General features: G+C 39.4%; 26 protein-coding genes and 1 pseudogene. 5 read left to right on the top strand and 22 right to left on the bottom strand.

The window, feature by feature from the left end; translation table 11 throughout:
* Positions 1-10: 10 nt before the first annotated feature.
* The 10 genes from J1C91_RS04880 to J1C91_RS04835 all read right to left on the bottom strand — a co-directional run bounded on the left by J1C91_RS04880 (position 11) and on the right by J1C91_RS04835 (position 10,115).
* Entirely contained in the window at positions 11-2,656 is a 2,646-nt protein-coding gene (locus J1C91_RS04880) for an ATP-binding protein (protein WP_002909530.1), read from the bottom strand.
* Positions 2,657-2,861: 205 nt separating this feature from the next.
* The gene (locus J1C91_RS04875) at positions 2,862-4,049 is read right to left on the bottom strand and encodes an MFS transporter (protein WP_125439458.1); all 1,188 of its coding nucleotides are present in this window, start codon (positions 4,047-4,049) and stop codon (positions 2,862-2,864) included.
* A gap of 125 nt (positions 4,050-4,174) precedes the next feature.
* A complete protein-coding gene (gene asnS, locus J1C91_RS04870) occupies positions 4,175-5,521 on the bottom strand; it encodes an asparagine--tRNA ligase (protein ID WP_125439460.1) in 1,347 nt (448 codons plus the stop codon).
* A 21-nt stretch (positions 5,522-5,542) separates the two neighbouring features.
* Positions 5,543-5,908 (bottom strand): VOC family protein, encoded by a 366-nt coding sequence (locus J1C91_RS04865; protein WP_125439462.1) that lies wholly within the window; start codon positions 5,906-5,908, stop codon positions 5,543-5,545.
* 179 nt (positions 5,909-6,087) lie between these two features.
* A complete protein-coding gene (locus J1C91_RS04860; RefSeq protein ID WP_125439464.1) occupies positions 6,088-6,438 on the bottom strand; it encodes a hypothetical protein in 351 nt (116 codons plus the stop codon).
* Between the two features lie 9 nt (positions 6,439-6,447).
* On the bottom strand, positions 6,448-7,041 hold the full coding sequence (locus J1C91_RS04855; protein WP_125439466.1) for a hypothetical protein: 594 nt from the start codon (positions 7,039-7,041) through the stop codon (positions 6,448-6,450).
* A gap of 14 nt (positions 7,042-7,055) precedes the next feature.
* Complete coding sequence (locus tag J1C91_RS04850; protein ID WP_125439468.1) at positions 7,056-7,475, bottom strand: hypothetical protein; 420 nt, start codon at positions 7,473-7,475, stop codon at positions 7,056-7,058.
* 232 nt (positions 7,476-7,707) lie between these two features.
* Positions 7,708-8,184 (bottom strand): hypothetical protein, encoded by a 477-nt coding sequence (locus J1C91_RS04845; protein ID WP_125439470.1) that lies wholly within the window; start codon positions 8,182-8,184, stop codon positions 7,708-7,710.
* A 264-nt stretch (positions 8,185-8,448) separates the two neighbouring features.
* Positions 8,449-9,630: a pyridoxal phosphate-dependent aminotransferase gene (locus tag J1C91_RS04840; RefSeq protein ID WP_002909519.1), complete on the bottom strand. Its 1,182-nt coding sequence runs from the start codon at positions 9,628-9,630 to the stop codon at positions 8,449-8,451.
* Positions 9,627-10,115 carry a DUF5590 domain-containing protein gene (locus J1C91_RS04835; protein ID WP_002909518.1) on the bottom strand — a complete coding sequence of 163 codons (489 nt, stop codon included), beginning with the start codon at positions 10,113-10,115 and terminating at the stop codon, positions 9,627-9,629. The genes J1C91_RS04840 and J1C91_RS04835 overlap by 4 nt, the downstream gene beginning before the upstream one ends.
* A gap of 114 nt (positions 10,116-10,229) precedes the next feature.
* Here J1C91_RS04835 and J1C91_RS04830 point away from each other — a divergent pair, with 114 nt between their 5' ends.
* Both J1C91_RS04830 and J1C91_RS04825 read left to right on the top strand, forming a co-directional pair.
* On the top strand, positions 10,230-10,676 hold the full coding sequence (locus J1C91_RS04830; protein WP_002909512.1) for a MarR family winged helix-turn-helix transcriptional regulator: 447 nt from the start codon (positions 10,230-10,232) through the stop codon (positions 10,674-10,676).
* Positions 10,677-10,761: 85 nt separating this feature from the next.
* Positions 10,762-11,310: an NADPH-dependent FMN reductase gene (locus J1C91_RS04825; RefSeq protein ID WP_002909510.1), complete on the top strand. Its 549-nt coding sequence runs from the start codon at positions 10,762-10,764 to the stop codon at positions 11,308-11,310.
* Positions 11,311-11,410: 100 nt separating this feature from the next.
* Here J1C91_RS04825 and J1C91_RS04820 read toward each other — a convergent pair whose 3' ends face one another.
* The 9 genes and pseudogenes from J1C91_RS04820 to J1C91_RS04780 form a co-directional block, all read right to left on the bottom strand.
* Positions 11,411-11,710: a DUF4176 domain-containing protein gene (locus tag J1C91_RS04820; RefSeq protein WP_002897369.1), complete on the bottom strand. Its 300-nt coding sequence runs from the start codon at positions 11,708-11,710 to the stop codon at positions 11,411-11,413.
* A gap of 31 nt (positions 11,711-11,741) precedes the next feature.
* Entirely contained in the window at positions 11,742-12,287 is a 546-nt protein-coding gene (locus J1C91_RS04815) for a hypothetical protein (RefSeq protein ID WP_002909508.1), read from the bottom strand.
* Positions 12,284-12,826, bottom strand: a complete 543-nt coding sequence (locus J1C91_RS04810; RefSeq protein WP_002909506.1) for a hypothetical protein — start codon at positions 12,824-12,826, stop codon at positions 12,284-12,286. The genes J1C91_RS04815 and J1C91_RS04810 overlap by 4 nt, the downstream gene beginning before the upstream one ends.
* A gap of 101 nt (positions 12,827-12,927) precedes the next feature.
* Positions 12,928-13,482: a hypothetical protein gene (locus J1C91_RS04805; RefSeq protein ID WP_002909504.1), complete on the bottom strand. Its 555-nt coding sequence runs from the start codon at positions 13,480-13,482 to the stop codon at positions 12,928-12,930.
* 164 nt (positions 13,483-13,646) lie between these two features.
* Complete coding sequence (locus tag J1C91_RS04800; RefSeq protein ID WP_002909503.1) at positions 13,647-14,066, bottom strand: hypothetical protein; 420 nt, start codon at positions 14,064-14,066, stop codon at positions 13,647-13,649.
* A gap of 39 nt (positions 14,067-14,105) precedes the next feature.
* Complete coding sequence (locus J1C91_RS04795) at positions 14,106-14,726, bottom strand: hypothetical protein (RefSeq protein WP_125438038.1); 621 nt, start codon at positions 14,724-14,726, stop codon at positions 14,106-14,108.
* Positions 14,727-14,735: 9 nt separating this feature from the next.
* A pseudogene (locus J1C91_RS04790) lies at positions 14,736-14,915 on the bottom strand (TIGR04197 family type VII secretion effector); the annotation flags it as partial.
* Entirely contained in the window at positions 14,899-15,627 is a 729-nt protein-coding gene (gene yaaA, locus J1C91_RS04785; RefSeq protein WP_125438041.1) for a peroxide stress protein YaaA, read from the bottom strand. The pseudogene J1C91_RS04790 and the gene yaaA, both read right to left, overlap by 17 nt.
* Before the next feature lie 16 nt (positions 15,628-15,643).
* Entirely contained in the window at positions 15,644-16,228 is a 585-nt protein-coding gene (locus J1C91_RS04780) for a VanZ family protein (protein ID WP_002909494.1), read from the bottom strand.
* A 129-nt stretch (positions 16,229-16,357) separates the two neighbouring features.
* On the opposite strand from J1C91_RS04780, the gene J1C91_RS04775 reads away from it, so the two are divergent.
* Both J1C91_RS04775 and trhA read left to right on the top strand, forming a co-directional pair.
* Positions 16,358-16,819, top strand: a complete 462-nt coding sequence (locus J1C91_RS04775; protein ID WP_002909493.1) for a DUF1836 domain-containing protein — start codon at positions 16,358-16,360, stop codon at positions 16,817-16,819.
* Positions 16,803-17,450, top strand: a complete 648-nt coding sequence (gene trhA, locus J1C91_RS04770; RefSeq protein WP_002900134.1) for a PAQR family membrane homeostasis protein TrhA — start codon at positions 16,803-16,805, stop codon at positions 17,448-17,450. The genes J1C91_RS04775 and trhA overlap by 17 nt, the downstream gene beginning before the upstream one ends.
* Before the next feature lie 30 nt (positions 17,451-17,480).
* Here trhA and J1C91_RS04765 read toward each other — a convergent pair whose 3' ends face one another.
* Positions 17,481-18,080 carry an ECF transporter S component gene (locus J1C91_RS04765; RefSeq protein WP_125438044.1) on the bottom strand — a complete coding sequence of 200 codons (600 nt, stop codon included), beginning with the start codon at positions 18,078-18,080 and terminating at the stop codon, positions 17,481-17,483.
* Positions 18,061-18,927: a pyridoxamine kinase gene (locus J1C91_RS04760; protein WP_125438047.1), complete on the bottom strand. Its 867-nt coding sequence runs from the start codon at positions 18,925-18,927 to the stop codon at positions 18,061-18,063. Before J1C91_RS04760 ends, J1C91_RS04765 begins: the two co-directional genes overlap by 20 nt.
* A gap of 39 nt (positions 18,928-18,966) precedes the next feature.
* On the opposite strand from J1C91_RS04760, the gene J1C91_RS04755 reads away from it, so the two are divergent.
* The gene (locus J1C91_RS04755) at positions 18,967-20,286 is read left to right on the top strand and encodes a PLP-dependent aminotransferase family protein (RefSeq protein WP_125438050.1); all 1,320 of its coding nucleotides are present in this window, start codon (positions 18,967-18,969) and stop codon (positions 20,284-20,286) included.
* Positions 20,287-20,335: 49 nt separating this feature from the next.
* On the opposite strand, the gene J1C91_RS04750 is transcribed toward J1C91_RS04755, so the two are convergent.
* A complete protein-coding gene (locus tag J1C91_RS04750; RefSeq protein ID WP_125438053.1) occupies positions 20,336-22,075 on the bottom strand; it encodes an ABC transporter ATP-binding protein in 1,740 nt (579 codons plus the stop codon).

The following is a 22,075-nucleotide window of genomic DNA, read 5'->3' as shown; positions in this document are numbered from 1 at the left end:
AACTCCCCTCCTAAATATACTTATTGTAAATTTCTTCTAATTCCATAAGATCTTGATATGTCACATGCTTCTTTTTGAATTTATTAGTAATTTCAAGATATTTGTTTTTTTCATCTGATGTCATTTGAGCATTTTTGACTTTATCATTTAAATTATTCGCCAATTTTTCATAGTCAGATGGAAGAGATGGAGGGTTTTTAAGAAATTCATTTAAATACTCATGTATATCTGGCATCTTAAGTATTTTTTTGTCTATCAAGTCATTAAAAATAGCTCCTAAATCCCCTTCTTCATATAACTTATCATAAAAACTTCCTTCGTCTTCATTATAGATAATTGTTTTTAAAGGAGCCACATCTAAGAATTGATCGTTACCAGATAAAAGATCATTTATACTTCTTAAGGCCTTTGTAAAATTATATTTTAGATTTCTTGAATATCTGGAAGCATAATTCCGTCTTATAAATATATCCGTGTGAAAAGCATTTTTATAGATATATTTAGATGGTAACTTATCCGACTCATCTGTATTGTATAAATTATCCAAATCTAAAAGAATTTCAACCAAATACTCTAATTTAGTTGGCCAGATAAAAAAATTTATTTGATATTGTCTATTTTTGGGCCGGAAAAAAGGTGTATAGGTATAAAATTTCCGGAAAATAAACTGAGACACCCCATTTTTTATATTCTGACTAATATCACCTAAAACTGGCAATTCAGAATTAATAAACATTTGGATGAATTTATAATAGTAATCTTTATCACCTTTAAAACTAGAAATTGTAGGAAAAAATAGAACGTAATCTTCTAAATTATAACCTTTAACATAATCTAGGAAGCTAAACTCTTGAGGCATAAAATTAGAATTAATCACCTGTAAGTAATCAACTAATTCTGGTAACTGATTCGTTAATAGACTTAAACTTTCTTCATACTCATGTTCATAGTTAAATTTTGTATCACCTTTTACTGTTTCTAAATAAAATATTCTCATATGCTCAAATTTTTCAATTATATTCTTAATTTTGGCTTTCTTTGAAAAAGAATGGAATAGTTTCAAAGAAAGGTAAATAGAGTAATTAATTTTAATTAAATAGAAAAAGTGATAGTCTAAATGTTGGTATAAATTATTTGGTAATCGTTTACACTCTTCAATAATTGCTAAAACGTCACCGATTGTTAAATTATATTCTTCTCGATTCCAAAGATTAAATGGATATTCACCTGATTTACCACTTAGTTGCTCAGAATTCCTAGATAAATTGTAAATATAAGAATAAGTGAGATGGTTTTTACTATATGGCTTAGCTGAATCCCATTCCCTAAAGAATTTTAAAATATCTAGATTAGCACTAAATTGACTTGTTATTTTATAATCAATATATTGCTTAAATTCAGATAGATTTTCTATTAACCCTTGGAAAAACTTTGTATAGCCTTTGTCTCTCTTTAAAGGCTTCATCTCACTAAAAATTTCTGCCACTTGAATAATTTCTCGCAAACTCTGAGGCAAAAGTAACTTTGTATTTTCACGACTGTCAATAGGTCTAATATTTAAATCAGTCCTTATGAATATAAACTGATAAAACCATTCCTCTACAGTTAATCCCCCGTTTTCTTCTTCATTACTAATTGATTGATTATTCACCTTAAAGATTCTTAGCTCTTTATCAAGAGAAAGATCAATAGATTTTAAGATAGCCTGCATATCTTTATTTAATAAATCATTCTTTGAGAAGAGGGGCACTCGATTTCCTAAAGGAACTAGTTTAAGTAGAAATTGATTGATTTGTGAAAAAACTTCTCCATTATCAATCACCGCTCGCTCCAAAAGTCTCTGATTATCAGTTATCAGATCTTCAAATAAAGAATTATCCAATTGACGCTCTCTATAGGCGAAGATAATGATTATCTTCTTGTCAAGGTAACGTTGAATATCATTAAGAAGCTTTGCGATCAGGTGATTTTTCACCAAATCCAAATCATCAATAATTAAAACAAAATCTTTAGGGTTCTTATTATTTGTTTGTAAAATGGCAAGAAGGTCTTCTAGAAAGGTTCCAAAGAGCTCATCAAGATGTACTCTTTTATTTAGAGATTCTAGGATAGAAGAATCAGAGTGCCCGTTTTTAAAATAATCTTCCTTTTGCTTGTCAACCGAAATAGCAGCCGTAATAGATTTTAATTGCGCATTTAGTTTCGTTAAAACACATGTACTAAAGCATTCACTGTCCAACCTATTCACAATATCACGAAGCATTGAAACGAAAATATCTATTATACTGAGATCAGAAGAAAGTACTTCTGGACCAATAATATCAAAAACATGATACTCCTCCTCAAGAATATTTTTCAAACTCTTCAAAAGGGATGTTTTCCCAGAACCACGTTCTCCAGATACGGCAATCACTTTAGACATTTCTTTATAAAGAGAGAATTTTCCAGCGTAACACTCATCAGGCATGCCATTTACACTAAACTTTTCTTTATCGTTTGATATTTTATCAAAATCATCCAAGATATCTCTTAGACGTTTCAATTCTTTGTAAAACATATAATGTTCAGGTATTACATCCCAGTTCTTACATTTTAAAACAATGGGTTGTTTGTACTGCTCCCAATTGATTGCATAGTTGTCTTCAGTATTTGACATAATAGCTCTCCTTTGTTTATGTTATAATAATATATTATCAAATAATAGGAGGAATTTCAATAGTTTCTATAAGTTAGTTAATGCAGATTATAATTTATTAATCTTTCATACTGCCTACTTCTCCATTAAACTGTATTTATTTTACCATAATTTTCAAAGGCTAAAAAATATTCTCTTTCTGACCAGCAGAAAGAGAATATTAATCTTAGACTTCTTGTAAGTTCTGGCTTATTTTCTTTAGAACCATATACAAAAATGGTGTCGTTGCTAATAAGAATCCGCCTAAAACTATAAAAGTCCAGTCAAAGCCAAAGTAATCAATCAACCAGCCCGTCACAGGGAAAATGACAATCATACTCAGGCTGAACATCATAGAATAGACACTGAGCATGGTAGCCCGTACTTCACTTGGCAGCTGCTTTTGCAAATCATTGTCAAAAATCGGCTGGAAAAGAGCATACAAGGCGTTGCTGATTAGATAGATCAAAATATAGATGACTGGTGTTCCAAAATAGGAAAACAGGTAAGTCACTCCAGTTAGAAGAACTACTGAAGGAAAAAATTTCAAGGCAGAATACTTCTTTCCAATCACACTCGCCAGATAGACAGCTAAGATATTCAAAGCACTGCCAATCAGCATGACTACCGAAATCTGCCAATCTTTCAAATCAGGTAGCTGATTTTGATAATAAAAATAAAACATACACATGAGGGTTCCAATGATTTGGGAAAGAATCATCCAGATAAAAAGGCTGGGATTTCTCTGCAACTCCTCTTTGACAGCCCAGATAATCTTTTTCATAGTCAGACGTTCCGCATTCTCTGCTTTGACACTAGGTTCTTTCAGCATCCAGGTCAAGAAAAGAACGATGATAGAGGTACCAATCATGATATAGTAGGTCAGATGCAATTGTCCATGGACAAAAAATCCGGCCCAGACCGTTCCCAAAGACCGAGTCGCTTCAGCCACCCCAGACATAAAACTGGAGATGGATAAGTAACGTTCCTTGAGTCCGGCCTCCACAGATGAATCATAGACCATGGCTGCGCTTGTCCCCGAATCAAAATTATAGGACCAAGCACTAATCACCATAGCCAGTGCATAGATCCAAAAGTTCCCCTGCCCAGCCAACATGAGAACAGAAGACACAATCCCGGCTATCCGGCTCAGATAAAGATTGGTCTTGTAGGAAAAACGATCCGCCAACATCCCTGAAGGAATCTCACAAATGACGCTAGTGGCATGAAAGATACTTTCCAAAAGGCCAATCTGCCAAAGGGACATGCCGTTTTGACTTAGAAATAAAATCCAAAAACTAGTAATGCCTAGAAAGGCAAAAAATTCAACTCCGGCCATAAGGCCGATATTTTTCCGATAACTTCTTTTAAACATATTTTCTCCTTTAACAAGTGTTTTTTCATTTCTATCCTTTATCACTTGTTAATCCGCTGGTTACATAATCTCCACCTCTTCTTTCTAGTGCTTTGAAAAAACGCCCCCTGGGCGTTTTTATTGATTTACGGTTTAATACGGTGCAGCATACGTGGGAATGGAATGGCTTCACGGATATGCTTAGTTCCTGCTACAAAGGTTACCATGCGCTCGATACCGATACCGAAGCCACCGTGTGGAACTGTTCCATACTTACGAAGATCCAAGTAAAATTCATATTCTGAAGTATCCATACCAAGGTCATTCATTTTAGCAACAAGAGCATCGTAGTCTTCCTCACGCATAGAACCACCGATAATTTCGCCGTAGCCTTCAGGTGCCAGCAAGTCTGCACAAAGGACACGGTCTGGATTTCCAGGAACAGGCTTCATGTAGAAAGCCTTGATAGCTGCTGGGTAGTTCACGACAAAGGTTGGTACACCAAAGTGGTTTGAAATCCATGTTTCGTGTGGTGAACCGAAGTCATCACCATGTTCCAGATGCTCATAGTCCGCATCCTCATCATTTTCATGGGCTTGCAAGAGGTCAATCGCTTCATCATAGCTAACACGCTTGAAAGGCTCTGCAATATAGCGTTTCAAAAGTTCTACATCACGTTCCAGTGTTTCCAAAGCTTGAGGAGCACGGTCAAGAACACCTTGAATCAAGGCTTTAACATAAGCTTCTTGCAAGTCAAGTGACTCATCATGCGTCAAGTATAAGTACTCTGCATCCATCATCCAGAACTCAGTCAAATGACGACGGGTTTTTGATTTTTCGGCACGGAATACAGGACCGAAGTCAAAGACACGACCAAGAGCCATAGCACCTGCTTCCAGATAAAGCTGACCTGACTGACTCAAGTAAGCTGGAGTTCCGAAGTAGTCTGTTTCAAAGAGCTCAGTTGAGTCTTCTGCTGCATTTCCTGACAAGATTGGGCTGTCAAACTTCATAAAGCCATTCTTGTCAAAGAATTCATAGGTAGCGTAGATAATGGCATTGCGGATTTGCATCATAGCCACTTGCTTACGAGAACGCAGCCACAAGTGACGGTTGTCCATGAGGAAGTCCGTCCCATGTTCTTTGGGCGTGATTGGATAGTCATTTGACTCGCCGATGATTTCGATATCGGTGATGTCCAGCTCGTAGCCAAATTTTGAGCGCTCGTCTTCCTTGACAATCCCTGTCACATAGACAGAAGTTTCTTGGCTAAGCTTTTTAATCGTATCAAACTTCGCCAATCCTTCTTCTTCGCCAAATTTCTCGATGAAGTTAGGCTTGAAGGCCACCCCTTGGAAAAAAGCAGAGCCATCACGCAGCTGCAAGAAAGCAATCTTACCCTTACCTGACTTGTTGGCAACCCAAGCACCGATGGTCACTTCTTGACCAACATAATTTTTCACATCAATAATTGTTATGATTTTCTTTGACACGTTTTTTCTCTTTTCTATTTTTTATTCTTTGTGACAGACTGCCTCGACATTATTACCATCTGGATCCAAGACAAAGGCTGCATAATAAGGTTGGTGATATTGGGGACGAATACCCGGAGCACCATTATCTTGACCACCCGCTGCAAGGCCAGCTTGATAAAAAGCATCCACCTGCTCCCTAGTCTCCGCACAAAAGGCAAAATGAGATGCATCTGATTGCCCCTGACTTAACCAAAAGTCTCCAGCTGGAGCTGTTCGTGGCTCCGCAAAACTTACTGCCTGAGGAATTTCAAAGGCAATCTTGTAGCCCAATGGCTCTAAAACTTGCTGATAAAAGAGCTTGCTGGCTTCCAAATTCTTGACTGTAATGCCAAAATGATCAATCATATCTGCCTCCTAGATTGGTTGCTAAATGTCACTTTATTTCAAGACAAATCTTTTGGACATCTGTTCTATATTTTACCATAAAGCGATTGCAATAGCTATCCTTGAAGAGTCTAAATCTCAGAAAAATTAAAAAACCAGCCTCATAAAGGCTGGCGGATAACTCTCTCTGAATAAGAGGACTAATTTTTTGTTCCATATAGCAGTCGATCAACCATGTCATCATCATAGTTCAAGACTTTTTTCAAAGCCATCTTAAAGCGCTGATCGCTGAGAATCTGACCTCCTGGACTCTGGTCAATCGTCGCATAATTCCCCTCCCCATCCTGAGTAAAGGCTACAGTGAGCTCTTGGTCAGGGTCTTCACAAACATCTCTCTGCGGATCTTTTGAACTAGTAGACGGTCGAAAGTCCATTCTTTGAAGACGAAACGACAGTTCTTTATGAAAAGCCGCAATGTCCTTCTGACGATTGGGCACTTGCTCATGTTTGTCCAGCCAAGTCAAAACATCTTCTCTTGTAATATATATCATCTTCCCCTCCTAAACCAAATCAAAGTTTGCCCTGTAAATGACCGTATCATAGCTTGGGCTAGCTGCTGACAGAGCCGCTTGAATGATATGGAGCACGCGCTGCTGTTGACCTTCGAAAGCAAAGGGCAGAAGCATATTAGAGACATTTTTGACAATCACTCCCTTAGTGAATTCCCCATCTTCATAAGAAAAATCCTGCTGATGAAAAATGGTCTTGGTCTTAAATTCAATCACCTGTCCTTGCAAGATTAGCTTATAGGTTTTCTTCCAGTTGGTTCTGCCACCAAAGCGATAAAGGACCAGATAAATCCCCAAATCATGGTCTGCAACCCAATCGCCCATCTCAAAGACTAGCTCGTCATCAATTCCAGCTTCCTTTAAAAGCTCAATCCCTTCTTCAGAAATCATCTCGTGCACGAACTTCCAACTTCCTTCTTGGGGAAGAGATGCTGTTCCCTCGGTCTCCTTCTGAGTGCTACTACTGACTTCTTTATGGTGAACCCTTTTAGGGGTAAATTCTTCCTCCCAAGTCATCTCTTCTTCTATGTCACTGACAGCCCGCCTAGTCGGTAAAAAATCCAGACACTTTTCTAATAATCCCATATCCTATCTCCTCTTTATCTGTACTCCACGTGGTTTACTTCCCTTATCTTTGTATCATAATAAGGGTTAATTTGCGACAGGGCATGTTGAATCACTGTTACGATCTTGTCCTCTCGTCCTTTTAAAACCTTGGGAATCACAAGCTGGGAGATTGTTTCTGTCGATAGACCTTTTACACTTTGATTTTCCTCATTGCGAACTGGATATCTATCGGCCCGCTCTTCTTCTAGGCGAAATTCAAGCAAGTGACCTCCGAGAATCATGGCTAAGACTTGATATTTCCCTTCCCCGATACGAAATTGCTTGACGCAGAGAAAAATTTCTCTCTTCTCATCCTCTAGTAAAAATGGCAGAGCCAGTTCTTTTTCTTCAATAGAAAAATCCTCGAGAAGCTTCTTCTCTCTTTCCCCTATTTCCTTTCTGATAAAACCCATTTTATCTCCTTTTGTACAAAATAATCTTCATCCCTATTATTACTTAAGTAAAAAGACCATGAGGAAGACACTGCAAGTCAATAGAATGCAGGGCTAGACCAAATGGACTTCTTTTATTATACACCGAAACACCGTCGTCTTCAACTAAATACTCCTCAAATTTTTAAGTCGTATGGTGACTTCTATCAGAAAGTGACTTCTACTAAGTTAATCTGCCATTTATAGCTGCTATTTAATCAATTGGCGGATCATTCTTTACCTCTTCTTCCGTCTTCCAGTAGGTCATACTGCTCTTCTTAGTGTCTACATCTACCTTATCATTAACTTCAATATGTACTTTAAAATAGGTTCGCTCAATCTGAGGATTATAGCGAGTCTCATAAACTATCGTAAAATCCGTATAGCCCGTCCCAGAAAGTTCCTGCTTTGCAGATCCCCCCTCAATATTTTTTAATTGCTCACTATTCAAAGTTCGCATCTTTAAATTTAAACCTGGCTGGTAATTATTCAAGTACCAATCCTTACGGGCCGAGGAATTCTCATAATAGTGGATACAATAGCGATTATCTTTTGCTTGTAGGCTGTAGCTTGGTTCATCCGAATTAGACTGGGAAATAGTGGTCCAACCCTGCTCTGAATCAAAGAAAACATAAACTCCTAATAAGACTAGGCCGCCTAGCAAGAATAAGAAAATCAAACGACGTTTCATATTGTTCTCCTTCCACTATTGTTTAAATCCTTCATCAACTGAATTCTAAGCGAAGCAAATTCACATTTATCCATGCTAAAGCTTACTAATTTTGGCTAGAGTAAAAAACGCTTCCATCTCTTTCTATATTATTTTACCATTTTGTCAAACTATTTGCCAGTGCAGTTGAGGGGAACTGAAAAGGACGAACTCTGAGTCCGTCCTTATCTATTGTTTATAAATTTTTGTAGGTTATCTTTAGCAAGCAATGCCGGATTGTGAGCTCTATTTACTCTCCATAAATTGCTGCAGGCGCTGAACGGCTTCTTTGAGAGTTTCCAAATCTGTCGCATAGCTAAGACGGACATTTTCTGGAGCACCGAAGCCTGCTCCGGTCACCAGAGCCACGCCAACTTCTTCTAAAATTGCTGTCGTAAAATCGGTCACATCTGTATAACCTTTCATTTCCATGGCTTTCTTGACATTTGGAAAAAGATAGAAGGCCCCTTGTGGCTTGACCACTTCAAATCCTGGCACCTGAGCCAAGAGAGGATAGATGGTATTGAGACGCTCTTCAAAGGCTTGACGCATAGTCTCGACCGTTTCCTGACTACCAGTCAGAGCTTCGATAGCTGCATATTGAGCCACTGCTGTCGGGTTAGAAGTTGTCTGACCTGCAATCTTACTCATAGCTGCTATAATCTCTGGCTCACCAACTGCATAACCAATCCGCCAGCCTGTCATGGAGTAGCTCTTAGAGACACCATTGATAACCACCGTCTGCTTGCGAATCTCCTCTGATAGACTAGAAATTGGCGTAAATTTATTGCCGTTATAAACCAGACGTCCATAAATGTCATCTGCCAAAATCAGAATATCATGCTCTACAGCCCAGTTCCCAATCGTTAGCAGCTCCTCAGCTGTATAAATCATACCAGTCGGGTTGGACGGCGAGTTCAAAACCAAGACTTTGGTCTTATCAGTACGAGCAGCTTCTAACTGTTCCACCGTCACCTTGAAATTATTTTCCTCAGTGGCTTGGACAAAAACAGGAATCCCCTCGGCCATCTTAATCTGGTCGCCGTAGCTGACCCAGTAAGGCGTCGGAATGATAGCTTCATCACCTGAATCAAGCACACTCATAAAGAAGGTATAGAGGGAGAACTTAGCTCCAGTTGCCACCGTCACTTGATTCGGCTGGATTGTGTAGCCGTAATAGTTGGCAAAATACTCCACCACTGCTTCTTTTAGCTCTGGCAGACCGCTAGTCACCGTATAAAAGCTAGCACGGCCATCCTCAATAGCTGCTACAGCCGCATCTCGGATGTTCTTAGGCGTTGGAAAATCCGGCTCTCCCAGAGTCAGAGACAGAATATCCCGCCCCTGCGCTTTCAAAGCCTTAGCTCGCGCTGCTGTTGCCAAAGTCACGCTTTCTTCCATCTTTAAGACACGATTTGATAATTTCATAGTCCCTCCTTGCTGACCAACTGTCCGCTTTCAAAACCAATCAGGTAGTAGGTGCCTCCCGACTTGACTTCCCAGATGGGCTGATTCTGAAAATAGCCCATGGTCACCTTATCAATAGTTTCTGCTCCATTTTCCTTGGCAATGCTCTTCGCCTCAGCCTGACTGACACCTTGGTCCAGTCGATAGACCCGAATCTCATTGGAATCTTTTGCAATCAAAACAGCTTTTTCGACACCCTTACTGGTCTTCCCAAGCAGACTATAGTAGGATTCTTGTCCATTGTAGATGGCAAAAGAATCCACTTTTTCAAGATCTGCGTATTCCTTGGCTAAGCGGCTGCTTGCTTCTTTAGCTGACAGTCTAGGCTGCATGGATACTTGCAAAACTGCAAAAAATGAAAAGACAAGAACACTGAGAACGATAAAAATACCTATCAGGTACTGCCAAATTGGAAAACTGGCTTTATTTCTATTTTTATATTTCACTCCGTCATTATACTACAAATACTCCTATTTTTCTATCTTTTTTTGATGAGAATATTCTCAAAATTCTAAAGCAATATCCTTGCATATGATACTATTTATTGGTAAAATATTGTTATGAAGATTACAGACGATTTAAGCAAAGAAACTCTGCTTGATTTGAAAACCATGATTGTCTTTCATAAGGCAGCAAGAACCATCCGTGCCATTGAAGCCCAGATTTTTAAAAAGCATGATTTGACCCCTACTCAGTTTTCCGTCTTAGAAACCTTGTACAGTAAAGGAGAACTGCGTATTCAGGACCTGATTGACCGCATATTGGCAACTTCTGGCAACATGACTGTTGTCATCAAAAATATGGAACGCGACGGCTGGATTATCCGCACCTGCGACCCAAATGACCGCCGGGCTTTTTTGATTGGTTTGACAGAACAAGGCAGAGCTAAAATTGAAGCCGCCCTGCCTGATCATATTAAAAATATTCAGCAAGCTCTTTCCATTCTCGAAGAAGACGATAAGCAAGACTTGATTCGAATTTTAAAAAATTTCAAAAAAATGAGCTAAATAATTGCTAACTAGTGATTAATGTTGTAACATATATTGTAACAAGAGAAATTTCTCTTTATTTTATAAAAAAGGAGACAATGCAATGTCTAAAGTATTATTCATCGTCGGCTCGCTTCGTCAAGGTTCTTTCAACCACCAATTGGCTGAGCAAGCTGAAAAAGCTTTGGCTGGCAAGGCAGAAGTTTCATATCTTGATTACAAAGATGTACCATTCTTCAACCAAGACATCGAAAGTCCTGCTCCAGCTGCTGTTGCTAAGGTTCGTGAAGAAATTTTGGCCGCTGATGCCATCTGGATTTTCTCACCTGTCTACAACTGGGCTATTCCAGGAGTAGTGAAAAACCTTTTGGACTGGGCTTCACGCGCTTTGGATCTATCAGACCCAACTGGCCCATCTGCTCTGAATGCTAAGGTTGTTACAGTTTCATCTGTTGCAAACGGCACATCACCAGATGAAGTATTCAAGCACTACCGCAGCCTACTGCCTTTCATCCGTATGAATGTGGTAGAACCATTCACAGGTGTTGCTATCAACCCAGAAGCATGGGGAACTGGTCAACTGACTGTCGCAGAAGACAAACTTGCTGAACTCTCAGCACAGGCTGATGCTCTTTTAGCAGCCCTTAACTAAAAAGAGAAGATTATAAAAAGAAAAGAAAACTTATAAGACACTAACCCCTCGCAAATAATTGCGAGGGGTTTTTAGAATACTTTACTGACAGGAACAGGTATTATAAATCAGCTAAAGAATATTTAGGATAAGGAATTTGAGATAATTTATCTTCTATTTTTGCTAGCATTTTCTCTTCTGATTCATCTATATACCCCTCAAACCAAATTTTTTCAATATCTTCTTGGTTAAAAAAGCAAGCTTGATTATCCGTCATACCAAAAGGATATACACAGCCGGAATAGTCTAAATAACCAATTTCACCCTTATTATCATAAAGAGGATAACGGTTAATAATCATAATTTTTACTTGTCCATTTTTAAGTTGGACAACACTCCCTATCGGTAGTAGCTCAGTCATTAGAAACCTCCTTTAAAAATCTTCTCGAATTCTAAGTATTCTTCTTTTTTAATCTTTTCAGAACTTTTATCTGTTTGAATAAATGGGATCTTATGAGACAAAAATAAACAATCAAGAAGCCAATATCACTTAACAAATAAGAGACATAGACACCTCTGCTTAGATACTCAGTTGCATGATAAATTGCAAAAAAGGTAAAAAACAAACCGAATACAAGCTTCGCATATACATTTCGACTAAAAATATATAAAAATTCGTCCTTAATGGGAAGCGTTTCAAAGCGAAACTCTTTAAATGACAGTTCCTTCTTTGTTCTCACGAGTAATTCTACTAAATACCCAAGAATAATATAACCCAATACTAGAGAAATCAACTTCCACAAGAAGGAAAACTGGCTATTCGAAACAGATGTAAATCCATGTAGCAGCAGAATGCTAGCTGCAGGAACATATTTCGTGAGATCCAGATGGAATGTTGGTCTATCTACATTGACATAGATTTTATTAGTTTTGGGGTCAAAATAATAGTTTCTACCCTGAAAAGCTAAGAGTTCGGTTAAATATTCTTTTTTCTTCATTTTAATTGCTTTTCCAGTCTTTTAAGGATAATCAATTTCTCTAACGGTCTATTTCCTATTAACATGAGCCCAGATGCCGGGAGAAAACCAATTATACCCATAAAAGAAAGGAAGCTTCCTGAAAAATAATAATCAATAATAAATTTAATTGACGTAAAAAATAGTATAGTCCCAAAAAACAATATTCCTTTACATTGTGTTTGTTGGTTATAAAGAAAATTAGACCAGTCAAAATAAAGTTTCTGATTAAAAGTTTTCATAGTTCCTTTTCTAATATTTCTTAGAACAAATATTATCAAAACTAGAACGCAGAGAACAGTCGAACACAAAATAAATATTCTGATAGGCACACTGGCAACCTGAGGTGCTGTTGCTTCTGAATAAATGTTTCGTAAAAGAAAGGAAGCAGGCAGAATAGCCCAAGTGAGATTAGGAACTTTCTCTTCTTTCTTATCTATAGAGTAAAGTTCTCCAGTTTTTCTATCATAAAAAATATTTTTATCTCTGAAATTACCCAACCAAAATACATTCTTATTCATTGATTTCTTCCAAGTAACAACGGTTCATAATCATAGCACTTCCATTCAGTAAGTAATTGGTCATACATTACCTTGATCCATAGATTATAAGCTAAAGCTCTTTATTTATTTTTTATCAATTGCTTTATTGCCGCCATTCTTTTCATAAAATTGCTTTTGGCTATTGCCATATAAAATATAAAATAAAAGATAAAAACTTTTACTAAGTTTATCATAGTAGGATCGTTCAAGTATTCTCTAATTTGAAAAGCAGCTAATAAAGCACTTACTACAAATGTAACAAGTAGAATATTTACTCGCTTTCTTTCTTCTTCTAAAAAATTCTTCCAACTTACATGTTCATATAATTTCGGATTAAATGCTTCAACGTTTTGACCTAAGTACTCATCTTTAAATCCAAATTGACAAACCAAAGATATAAGAATAAGAGTCGCACACAAAACAATTACTCTTAAAATAGGGGATTCAAATTTTATATTGTTTACTTGAATGAGAAAAGCATTTCCTAGAATTCCAAAGGATATTACTAACCACCTGAGATTAGGAAAAACTCTCTCATTGACTTTATTAGAATATACTTTTTTTCTTTTCACATCATAAAAGATATTTCGACCTTGAAAGCCGCCTATGATAACCATAGATTTCATTTTCTTCATTTTTCAATACCATCATATTAATAAAAAGCTAGGGCTGAGAGGAATCAAATCCTTCCTAAACTTTACCTATCCACCACTTGAACCTCAAATTTAGCCGGTTTATTGTCTAAATTGGTGATAGTGATAGTGTAAGGTTTGTTATTCGTGACATCAAAAATTTTTTCTCATTTATAACTAACAACAATTCCATCTTCTACTAAATGTATATCTTTTTGATTATTAGGAAGCTCATTCTTGTCTCCCTCAGTACTGCTTATCTTAATAACTTTCTTTTCTCTTACTCCAAATAATACATCTCCAAATTTTTCGGACCAAACATTTGTACCTGATAATTTTATTTTAGCATCATTTAATTTTTTTAACATTAATTCTGAACTATACTCTAGCTGATCCGTATTTGGAGACACCCTTAATTCAACGCTTTGACCTGGTTGCAGAGTATATTTGCCGTAGTTTAAAATTGCCTGAACGTACCAGACAACAAACAGACTATACAGCAGGCTAATAACAATCCTTGAACGCCTGCTTTTAAAACGGCGCAAAAGGAATAAAAGAGAAACAATAAAAATTACTGAAGTTATCATTCTTTATTTCCCTTATAAACCCCATATCATATTAGGACTCTATCCATTCTGCAATATTTCATCTTCTTTCCGTTTTCTCTGCTGACCCGACCACCTGATACATAGCAACAATACTATCATACGAAGAATCAAATAGACCAAACGGAGGATTTTCATCTTACCAAGAGCAGACAAAAACTTCTCCCTTGCATGTCCCACTTCTTGACCTAACTGTTCAACCGTTTTGCCTGTTTCCTCTTTAATAACAGCTGCATTCTTTGAAATCAAATAATAATTTCGGTCTAAACTAGTGGTATAGGCTCTGGATATTGGTTCATCTAAGAAAAAATATACTCTATCAGCATACTTATCTTCAGACAGAGCATAGTATATTTCAACTTCACTATCCCATTTTCTAGGAAAACTAGTTATCCTAATATTTTCATAATCTAGATGCATAATTCCATTTAATACGTCACTAGTCCATTCTTCCGCATAGTGATAAAGAGTTGTCTTCTTATCTACCATTGGCCAAACAATAACATACCGACTATGCATGAATTCCTTGGCCCAGGCCGAATTGCTAGCCAGACTGGACGCACCAATCTCGTATATTGACCACATAAGAACTATGAGCATTAAGAAAGCTTGAGTTGGTTTGTTTTTATAATAGTTTTTCATTTTTTAACATTTTACAATATAATTATATGCCTGACAGCCTGCTTCCATCCCAGCAATCTCTGTAGTATAGCTGAACTCTACCTGCTGATTTTACTTATCGCTTGTATCTACCCCAACCAGTTCACTGATAGCATTCTGAGCAGAGATAGTACTCGACTTGATTTTTCCCTTTTCACACTTCCTTGACATAAACCAACTCTTGGTCACTGGACAGGTCAGGTCGGTAAGTGAAGCCGGCAAAGCTTAATTTTTTCATCTGTTCGACTTCAGTCACTTGGTTAGTTATTAGAGCTGTTAAAAACTCACCACGTGCTTTTTTAGAAATGGTCGAATGGACTTTCAGCTTGCCACCACGGTTTTCTAGAAACTTGAAACCTATCATGCGCTGGCGTATTTTCTTAGAAAAGACTGTTTCAAACTCGCTGGACAGGAGGGAGAAAATCATCTCATCTTCTGCCAGTGCTTGGTCATAAGCTTCTTTCCAAAAAGCCTTGAGACTCTTCCCATCTAGCTTAAGCGGCATCATAAAGTCCAAGCGATGGGGCGCTATGGGCTCTAGGGCTGGGATGACGCCGTAAAGTGCTGAGGTGATGGCAAGATGCTTCTCGATATACTGACTCTCTTCTTCGGTATAACCCTCTCTCTTGATATGGCGGTACATAAGGCCATCAAATAGATAGAGTGCTGGAGCATGCTGCGCAGTTCCTTCTCGCAGAGCCTGAATGGCTTGCCACTCTATCTCCGATCTTTCAGGGGAAATTTTATAAAAAGATGCCAAGTCAGCTACTGACATGGTTACAAACTCATCCAACACAGCTTTAGTTTGTGCTGACAGTGGATTTGGTGCTACTGGAGATGCCGTTAGATTTAACTCTTTAGCAGTTGGGATAAGAATTTTCATAGTTTCCTTCTTTCATTTAGTGAATGTGTCGGACAACCCATTTGCCTAAGGCTGTCTCTAGTAGATAGCTGCCGATGATGAAGCCTAGCAGATTGGTCAAGATATCACCCAAGTCAAAAATACCCAGATGAAAGAGATACTGGCTCCCCTCAACCAGACCGATAGCCAAGGTAAAATAAGCCACATGCTTCCATGACAGCTTGCAGAGAAAGCCCAGCGGAATGAACATAATGATATTCATGGTCGGTACCAGCTTATCTCCATAAATCCAATTATAGGTAAAAGACTGCAGGTCTAGACTGAAGCCCTGCCTGCCGATATTTTTCAAAAAGAGGGCATAGAATAGAATGAGAAAATAGAGGGTGTAACTGGCTAGCACCAGCCAACGAGGAATGTGCCGACTATAGAGGCCGCGAATAAAAAGCGAGCTGATAGCTGTCAAAGTCAGAATGATAGAAGCTGGTATCAGCAGGTTCCACTCTGGCTGATTCTTGTAAAAGACGACGGCTACGTAGGCATAAAAAAAGCGCATATAGAGCCAAGACCAAAAAATCAGACTGCCTAGGAAGGCTGCCATATCAAAGATTCTTTGTTTTTTCATCTAAAACCTCCCTTTCTTCTTTTTAAAATTATATCAAATTTTAATGGGACATTCTATTTTTTGCTTGACTTTGATTTACAGAGATGTTATCATCTAGTTATAAAGACTAGATAAGAAAGTGATAAAGATTTGAAAGCTCAACAAGTTTTTCCCAAGTGGGACGAATTACCAGAACTGGAGCTATATTTGGACCAAGTTCTGCTCTATGTAAACAATATCTGTGGCTCTTCCATTTCAGCTGCTGACAAGGGACTAACCGCTTCTATGATTAACAACTATGTCAAGCATGGCTATATTGCCAAGCCGGTCAAGAAAAAATATCAACGTCGTCAGGTAGCACGCTTGATTGCCATTACGACCTTAAAAACGGTCTTTTCTATCCAGGAAATCTCAGCTACTTTAAATATGCTGCATCAATCAGCAGATTCGCGAGAACTCTACGATGACTTCGTTGACTACATGAATGGCAATAAGATAGAGGTGGTACCCATCATTTCCACTGCCTGCCAGACGGTCAAACTCTATCAAAAGACCTTATCCCTAATCCAAGTACCAAATGAGGAGGAAGAAAACCTTGAACTACGCGCTTAAACTCAGTAAAAAACTATCCTTCGGAGAGGAAATTGCCAACGCTGTTACCCATGCGGTAGGAGCTGTTCTGATGCTGATTCTGCTACCTATCTCAGCCATTTATAGCTATGAAGGGCACGGATTGGTGGCTGCTGTCGGAACTTCTATCTTTGTCATCAGCCTCTTTCTCATGTTCCTCTCCTCGACAGTCTATCACTCTATGTCCTATGGCTCGACTCACAAGTATATCTTGCGCATTATTGACCACTCCATGATTTACATCGCCATCGCTGGCAGCTATACGCCAGTCGTGCTGTCGCTGATGAATAACTGGTTTGGCTATCTCATCATTGCTATCCAGTGGGGAACGACCATCTTTGGCATTCTCTACAAGATTTTCGCTAAGAAGGTCAATGAAAAATTCAGCTTAGCTCTCTATTTGATTATGGGCTGGCTGGTGGTCTTTATCATTCCGCAGATTATCGGTCAAACCGGACCTGTCTTCTGGGGGCTCATGCTAGCTGGTGGCCTCTGCTATACTGTAGGAGCCGGCTTCTATGCTCAAAAAAAGCCCTACTTCCACATGATTTGGCATCTTTTCATTCTAGCGGCCTCTGCCCTTCAATACCTTGCTATCGTTTACTTTATGTAAGAGAAAAACACAAAAACCGTCTGAGAATTCTCAGACGGTTTCTTTGTTTATGCTGATTATTGATTCATCCTTACTTTTCAGTGGTCTTCTTTGCTTATGCGCTTTTCTGACTTGCTTAAAGATTGGATATAAGATTGGAACAGCGATGACTGTCGCTAGACTAGAGCCAAATGTACCAGTAATTTTAGCTACTGCCAGTAAAAAGGCTGCTGGCAAACTGCTCCCGCCAAGCAGTGTTCCTGTCAGAGTGTACTTGAGGATATTAAGCACAATCTTCACCAAAGCTGCGGCTACTGCTATCACAAGAATATTTCTTAGTCGGTCCTTTCTTTGAAAGAGTCCTTCATACAGAAAATGAATCACCACGGCCACCGCAAGTGCTTCTAACAAGATAATTGGGATTTCCGCTGCGTAACCATTCAGCAAGTCAAATATTCCCAGTCCAATGGCAGCTGCTAAAAAACCGAGTTTACTGCCAAAAATCAGACAGCCCACTACTACTAGTGCATTTCCAAAGTGAATAAACTGAGCTCCCACAGGAATTTTGAAGAACTGAATGCTCAGAAAAATCAAAGCAGCAAATAAACTAATCATGGTTAAGGTTTGCAAATCAAGTGTTTGTTTCTTCATCTTTTTCCTCCATTAAGGCTTGAAAATCAGCAAAAAGCTCTCCTAAATAGGGCTGGTAAAAAACGCCCTTCTTTGGATCTATTTGCCCTTTAAAGCTAAGTGCCAAGCTCTTTTCAATAAACTTCAAAATCACAGGCAGGGCTTGCTTAATGTCGAACCCCTGAACAAAAGCCGCAGCTACAAGTGTCGTCAGTATATCACCCGTTCCAAAAAATTGCTGGGGCAAAGCTGGACTGGAAAAGAGGTTAAACTCTTCTGTCGCTGCATCAAAATAAGCCACACCAATCTGGTTCTCTTTCATGGGCAAGCCAGTTAGCAAGACCATGCTCGGTCCTAACTCAGCCAAACGTTTGCAGTAGTCCTCCCATCTATCCTCTGATAAACTATCTTCGTAGGGGTCCTCCAACAACAAACAAGCTTCCGTCAAATTGGGCAGAACCAAATCGGCATGCTGGCAGAGGCGACGCATATGGTCTAGATGGGCATCTGAAAATCCCTGATAAAAAGTCCCCTTGTCCCCCATGATAGGATCCACGATAAGGGGCAAACCTTTTTCCTCTTTAAAGCGCAGCAAATTTTCCACCTGAATATCAGACTTCAAATATCCTGTTATCAGAGCTGAAAAGTCGAACTCCAAGCTCTGCCATTGTTTCAAAAAGGCAAGCGTCCCGTGCGTGTAATCATCTATATAGACGTCTGAAAAACCGCCTGTATGAGACGACAAAATCATAGTTGGCAACAGAGCCACCTCTAGCTGGCAAATTGCAAACAGCGGCAGAGCAGCTGTTGCGGCAACCTTACCTAAGCCAGAAATATCTGTGGCCAGAATGACTGTTTTTGTTTTCATGACTCCTCCTACTTGCTCTCTATTGTAAAATATCTGAAAATGAGTTACAATATGAAAAAATCAAATCTGTATGGGGACAGTTTTATGACAAAGGCAAAATACCAACGCATCGTCGATAAGATTATCAAGGATATTAAAGAGGGAAAATTGGCTACTGGTCAGAAAATCCTTTCTGTGCGGAAGCTGGCAGAGCGTTATCACTGCAGTAAGGATACTGCGCAGAAGGCTCTGATTGAGCTCAAATATCAGAAGTACATCTATGCCGTTCCCAAAAGCGGCTACTATGTGCTGGAAAATGCTCAGGAAGAAAAGCAGGATTTGGAGCTGCCTGTGAGAGACGACCGCCACCAAGCCTACGAAGATTTCCGACTCTGTGTAAATGAAACTCTGGTTGGCCGGGAAAATTATCTCTTCAACTATTACCCTCAGCAGGAAGGACTGGAGGATTTGCGTCGCTCTGTGCAAAAACTGATGTTGGACTCTGCTGTCTATGCTTCTAGGGATCAGTTGGTACTGACTTCCGGCACTCAACAGGCCCTCTATATCCTCTCACAAATTGACTTTCCCAACCAAAAAGAGCGTATCTTGGTAGAGCAGCCGACCTACCATCGAATTAATGATCTTCTGCTAGCGCAAAAACTTCCTTATGAAACCATTGAAAGGACACCACAGGGGATTAATCTGCAAGAACTTGAGAAGATTTTTCAAAGCGGAAAGATCAAATTTTTCTATACCATTCCACGCTTTCACTATCCCTTAGGCCACTCCTACAGCCGGCAAGACAAGGAAGAGATTCTTCGACTAGCCCAGCTCTATGATGTCTATATCGTAGAAGATGACTACCTATCAGACTTTGATAGCCGACGGGAGCTGACCTTTCACTATCTAGACAATAGCCAGCGAGTCATCTACATCAAGTCCTTTTCAACCAGCCTTTTCCCGGCCCTAAGGATTACTGCCCTGCTCCTTCCGCCCCAGATTCAAAAGACCTTCATCGCTTACAAAAGCGCCGTGGATTATGACAGCAACCTCATCATGCAGAAGGCCCTATCGCTCTACATCGACAGTCTCATGTTTGAAAAAAATAGGCTGGCGCTGCTGCAGCTTCAAGAAGAGGAAGCAAGAAAGGCTCAAAAGCTGCTAGAGCAAGCTCAACTCTCGCTAGCCAGCTATCTGACCAAGGACGGCATCTTGCTAGACTTAAGGTCACTTTCTTCCGTCAGTGCTCTCAAACATAGTAGCCTGCCGCTTGACTTCTTTGAACAAAGCTACCTTGCTAGCTGTCCTTACCAGTACGCCAAGCTGCCTTATGATAACTTAGAAGAAAATCTAGAGAAATTAAAAGCCTATTTAAAATAGGTGTGGAATTTCAAATGAATTCTACACCTTTTATTTATAAACAAGCTTTTCAAGATTCCATCATCCCAGCCTGCAGTTGGTACATTTTCTTATAGGTGCCATCCTGTGCTAACAATTCTTCGTGGCTGCCGGATTCGATAATGCGGCCCTTATCTAAGACATAGATGCAATCGGCATCCTGAATAGTAGACAGACGGTGGGCAATGGCAATGGTTGTCCGTCCCCGCCGCATTTTCCTCAGTGAAGCTTGGATCAGCTCCTCTGTTTCCGAATCAATATTGGCTGTCGCCTCATCCAAAATCAAGATTTTAGGCTTGGTGGCGATGGTTCTGGCAAAGGCTAGAAGCTGACGCTGACCACTGGAAAAAGTCGCTCCCCGCTCAGTCACAGGGGAATCATAGCCTTGAGGCAGCTGACTGATAAAGCCATGAGCGTCTACAAACTTAGCCGCTTCTATAATCTCTTCACGCGCCAGTTGCTCTTGGTAAAGCTGGATATTGGAAGCAACAGTACCGTGATAAAGGAAGGGATCCTGCAAAACAAGGCCAATCTTTCGCCGCAGCTCCGCCTGACTATAGTCTTTAATATCGCGTACATCAATCAAAATCTGCCCCTGCTCAAACTCATAAAAACGCAGGAAAAGATTGATAATAGAGGACTTTCCAGAGCCAGTCGAGCCAACAAAGGCAATCGTCTGGCCTTTTTTGACTGAAAAGGAGATATCCTGTAAAACATCACGCTTTCCATCATAGGAAAAGGAAACATGCTTGAATTCAATACTGCCATCCTGAATTTGCAAGTTTAGATTAGCCTGATCAGGCTCGTAGTCAGTGCGGTCCATGATTTCAAAAACCCGCTCTGCAGCAACCATAGATGTCTGTAAAACAGAATAATTCTGCATAACATCAATCAAAGGATTAAAAAGCTGATTGACATACTGGATAAAGGCATACATAATACCTGCCGTAATACCCGCCACTTGCCAAGTCAAACCAAAGTAAGTCAGAATCACTCCATAAGCCAAAATTTTCAGCAGAGACATGGCCGGCCTCAGAAAGAGACTATTGATATTGAGATAGCGATTGGTGAAGCCTAAATGCTGACCGTTAATTTCTTCAAATTCCCGCAGCAAGCGCTTCTCTTGCCCAAAAGCCTGAATAATGCGCATCCCTTCAATACTTTCAGATAGCTTGACATTCAAATCACTGAGTTTATTCCGAACCTGCTTCAGCTGACGATTAGATAAATGCTGATAGAGCAAGATAGAGGCTGCCATCAAAGGTAAAAAGAGAGCAATCATCAGGGTCAATTGCCAGTTGAGGGCAAACATGGCGCTCAAAGTAACAACTAAAATCAGCAAGGAGCTCAAAAAATTAGAAAAAATCTCACTGAACATATCTGCGACTGCCTGAGTATCATTGGTCAGGCGGGAAACGATAGCACCAGCTGGTGTTTTATCAAAATAAGCCATTTGCAGGCGCTGGATATTGGCAAAACTTTCCTGTCGCAAGTCCCGAACCACGCTTTGAGCCACACACGCAAAGAAATACTTTCCCAAGAAGGTAAAAAGTACCCGCAAGAGGAAAAGACCATAGTAAAGAGCGAGCAAAGTTAGGCCAGCCCAGGCTTGATTACGGCCGATAAACTGATCAATAAAATAGCGGGCCAAAAGCGGCAATGCCGTTGTAACCAGAGTCGTCAGCAATATGAAGATCAAGGCCATGCTGGTCACTATCCTGTAGCGCCACATATAGCCTAGGAGGCGATGAAAAGTTGCTTTCTTTTTCAT

Origin of the sequence: Streptococcus sanguinis, assembly GCF_050222175.1 — a bacterium.
Classification (GTDB): Bacteria; Bacillota; Bacilli; order Lactobacillales; family Streptococcaceae; genus Streptococcus; species Streptococcus sanguinis_M.
The sequence above is the reverse complement of the archived record's forward strand: the minus strand, read 5'-3'. Positions and strand labels throughout refer to the sequence as shown.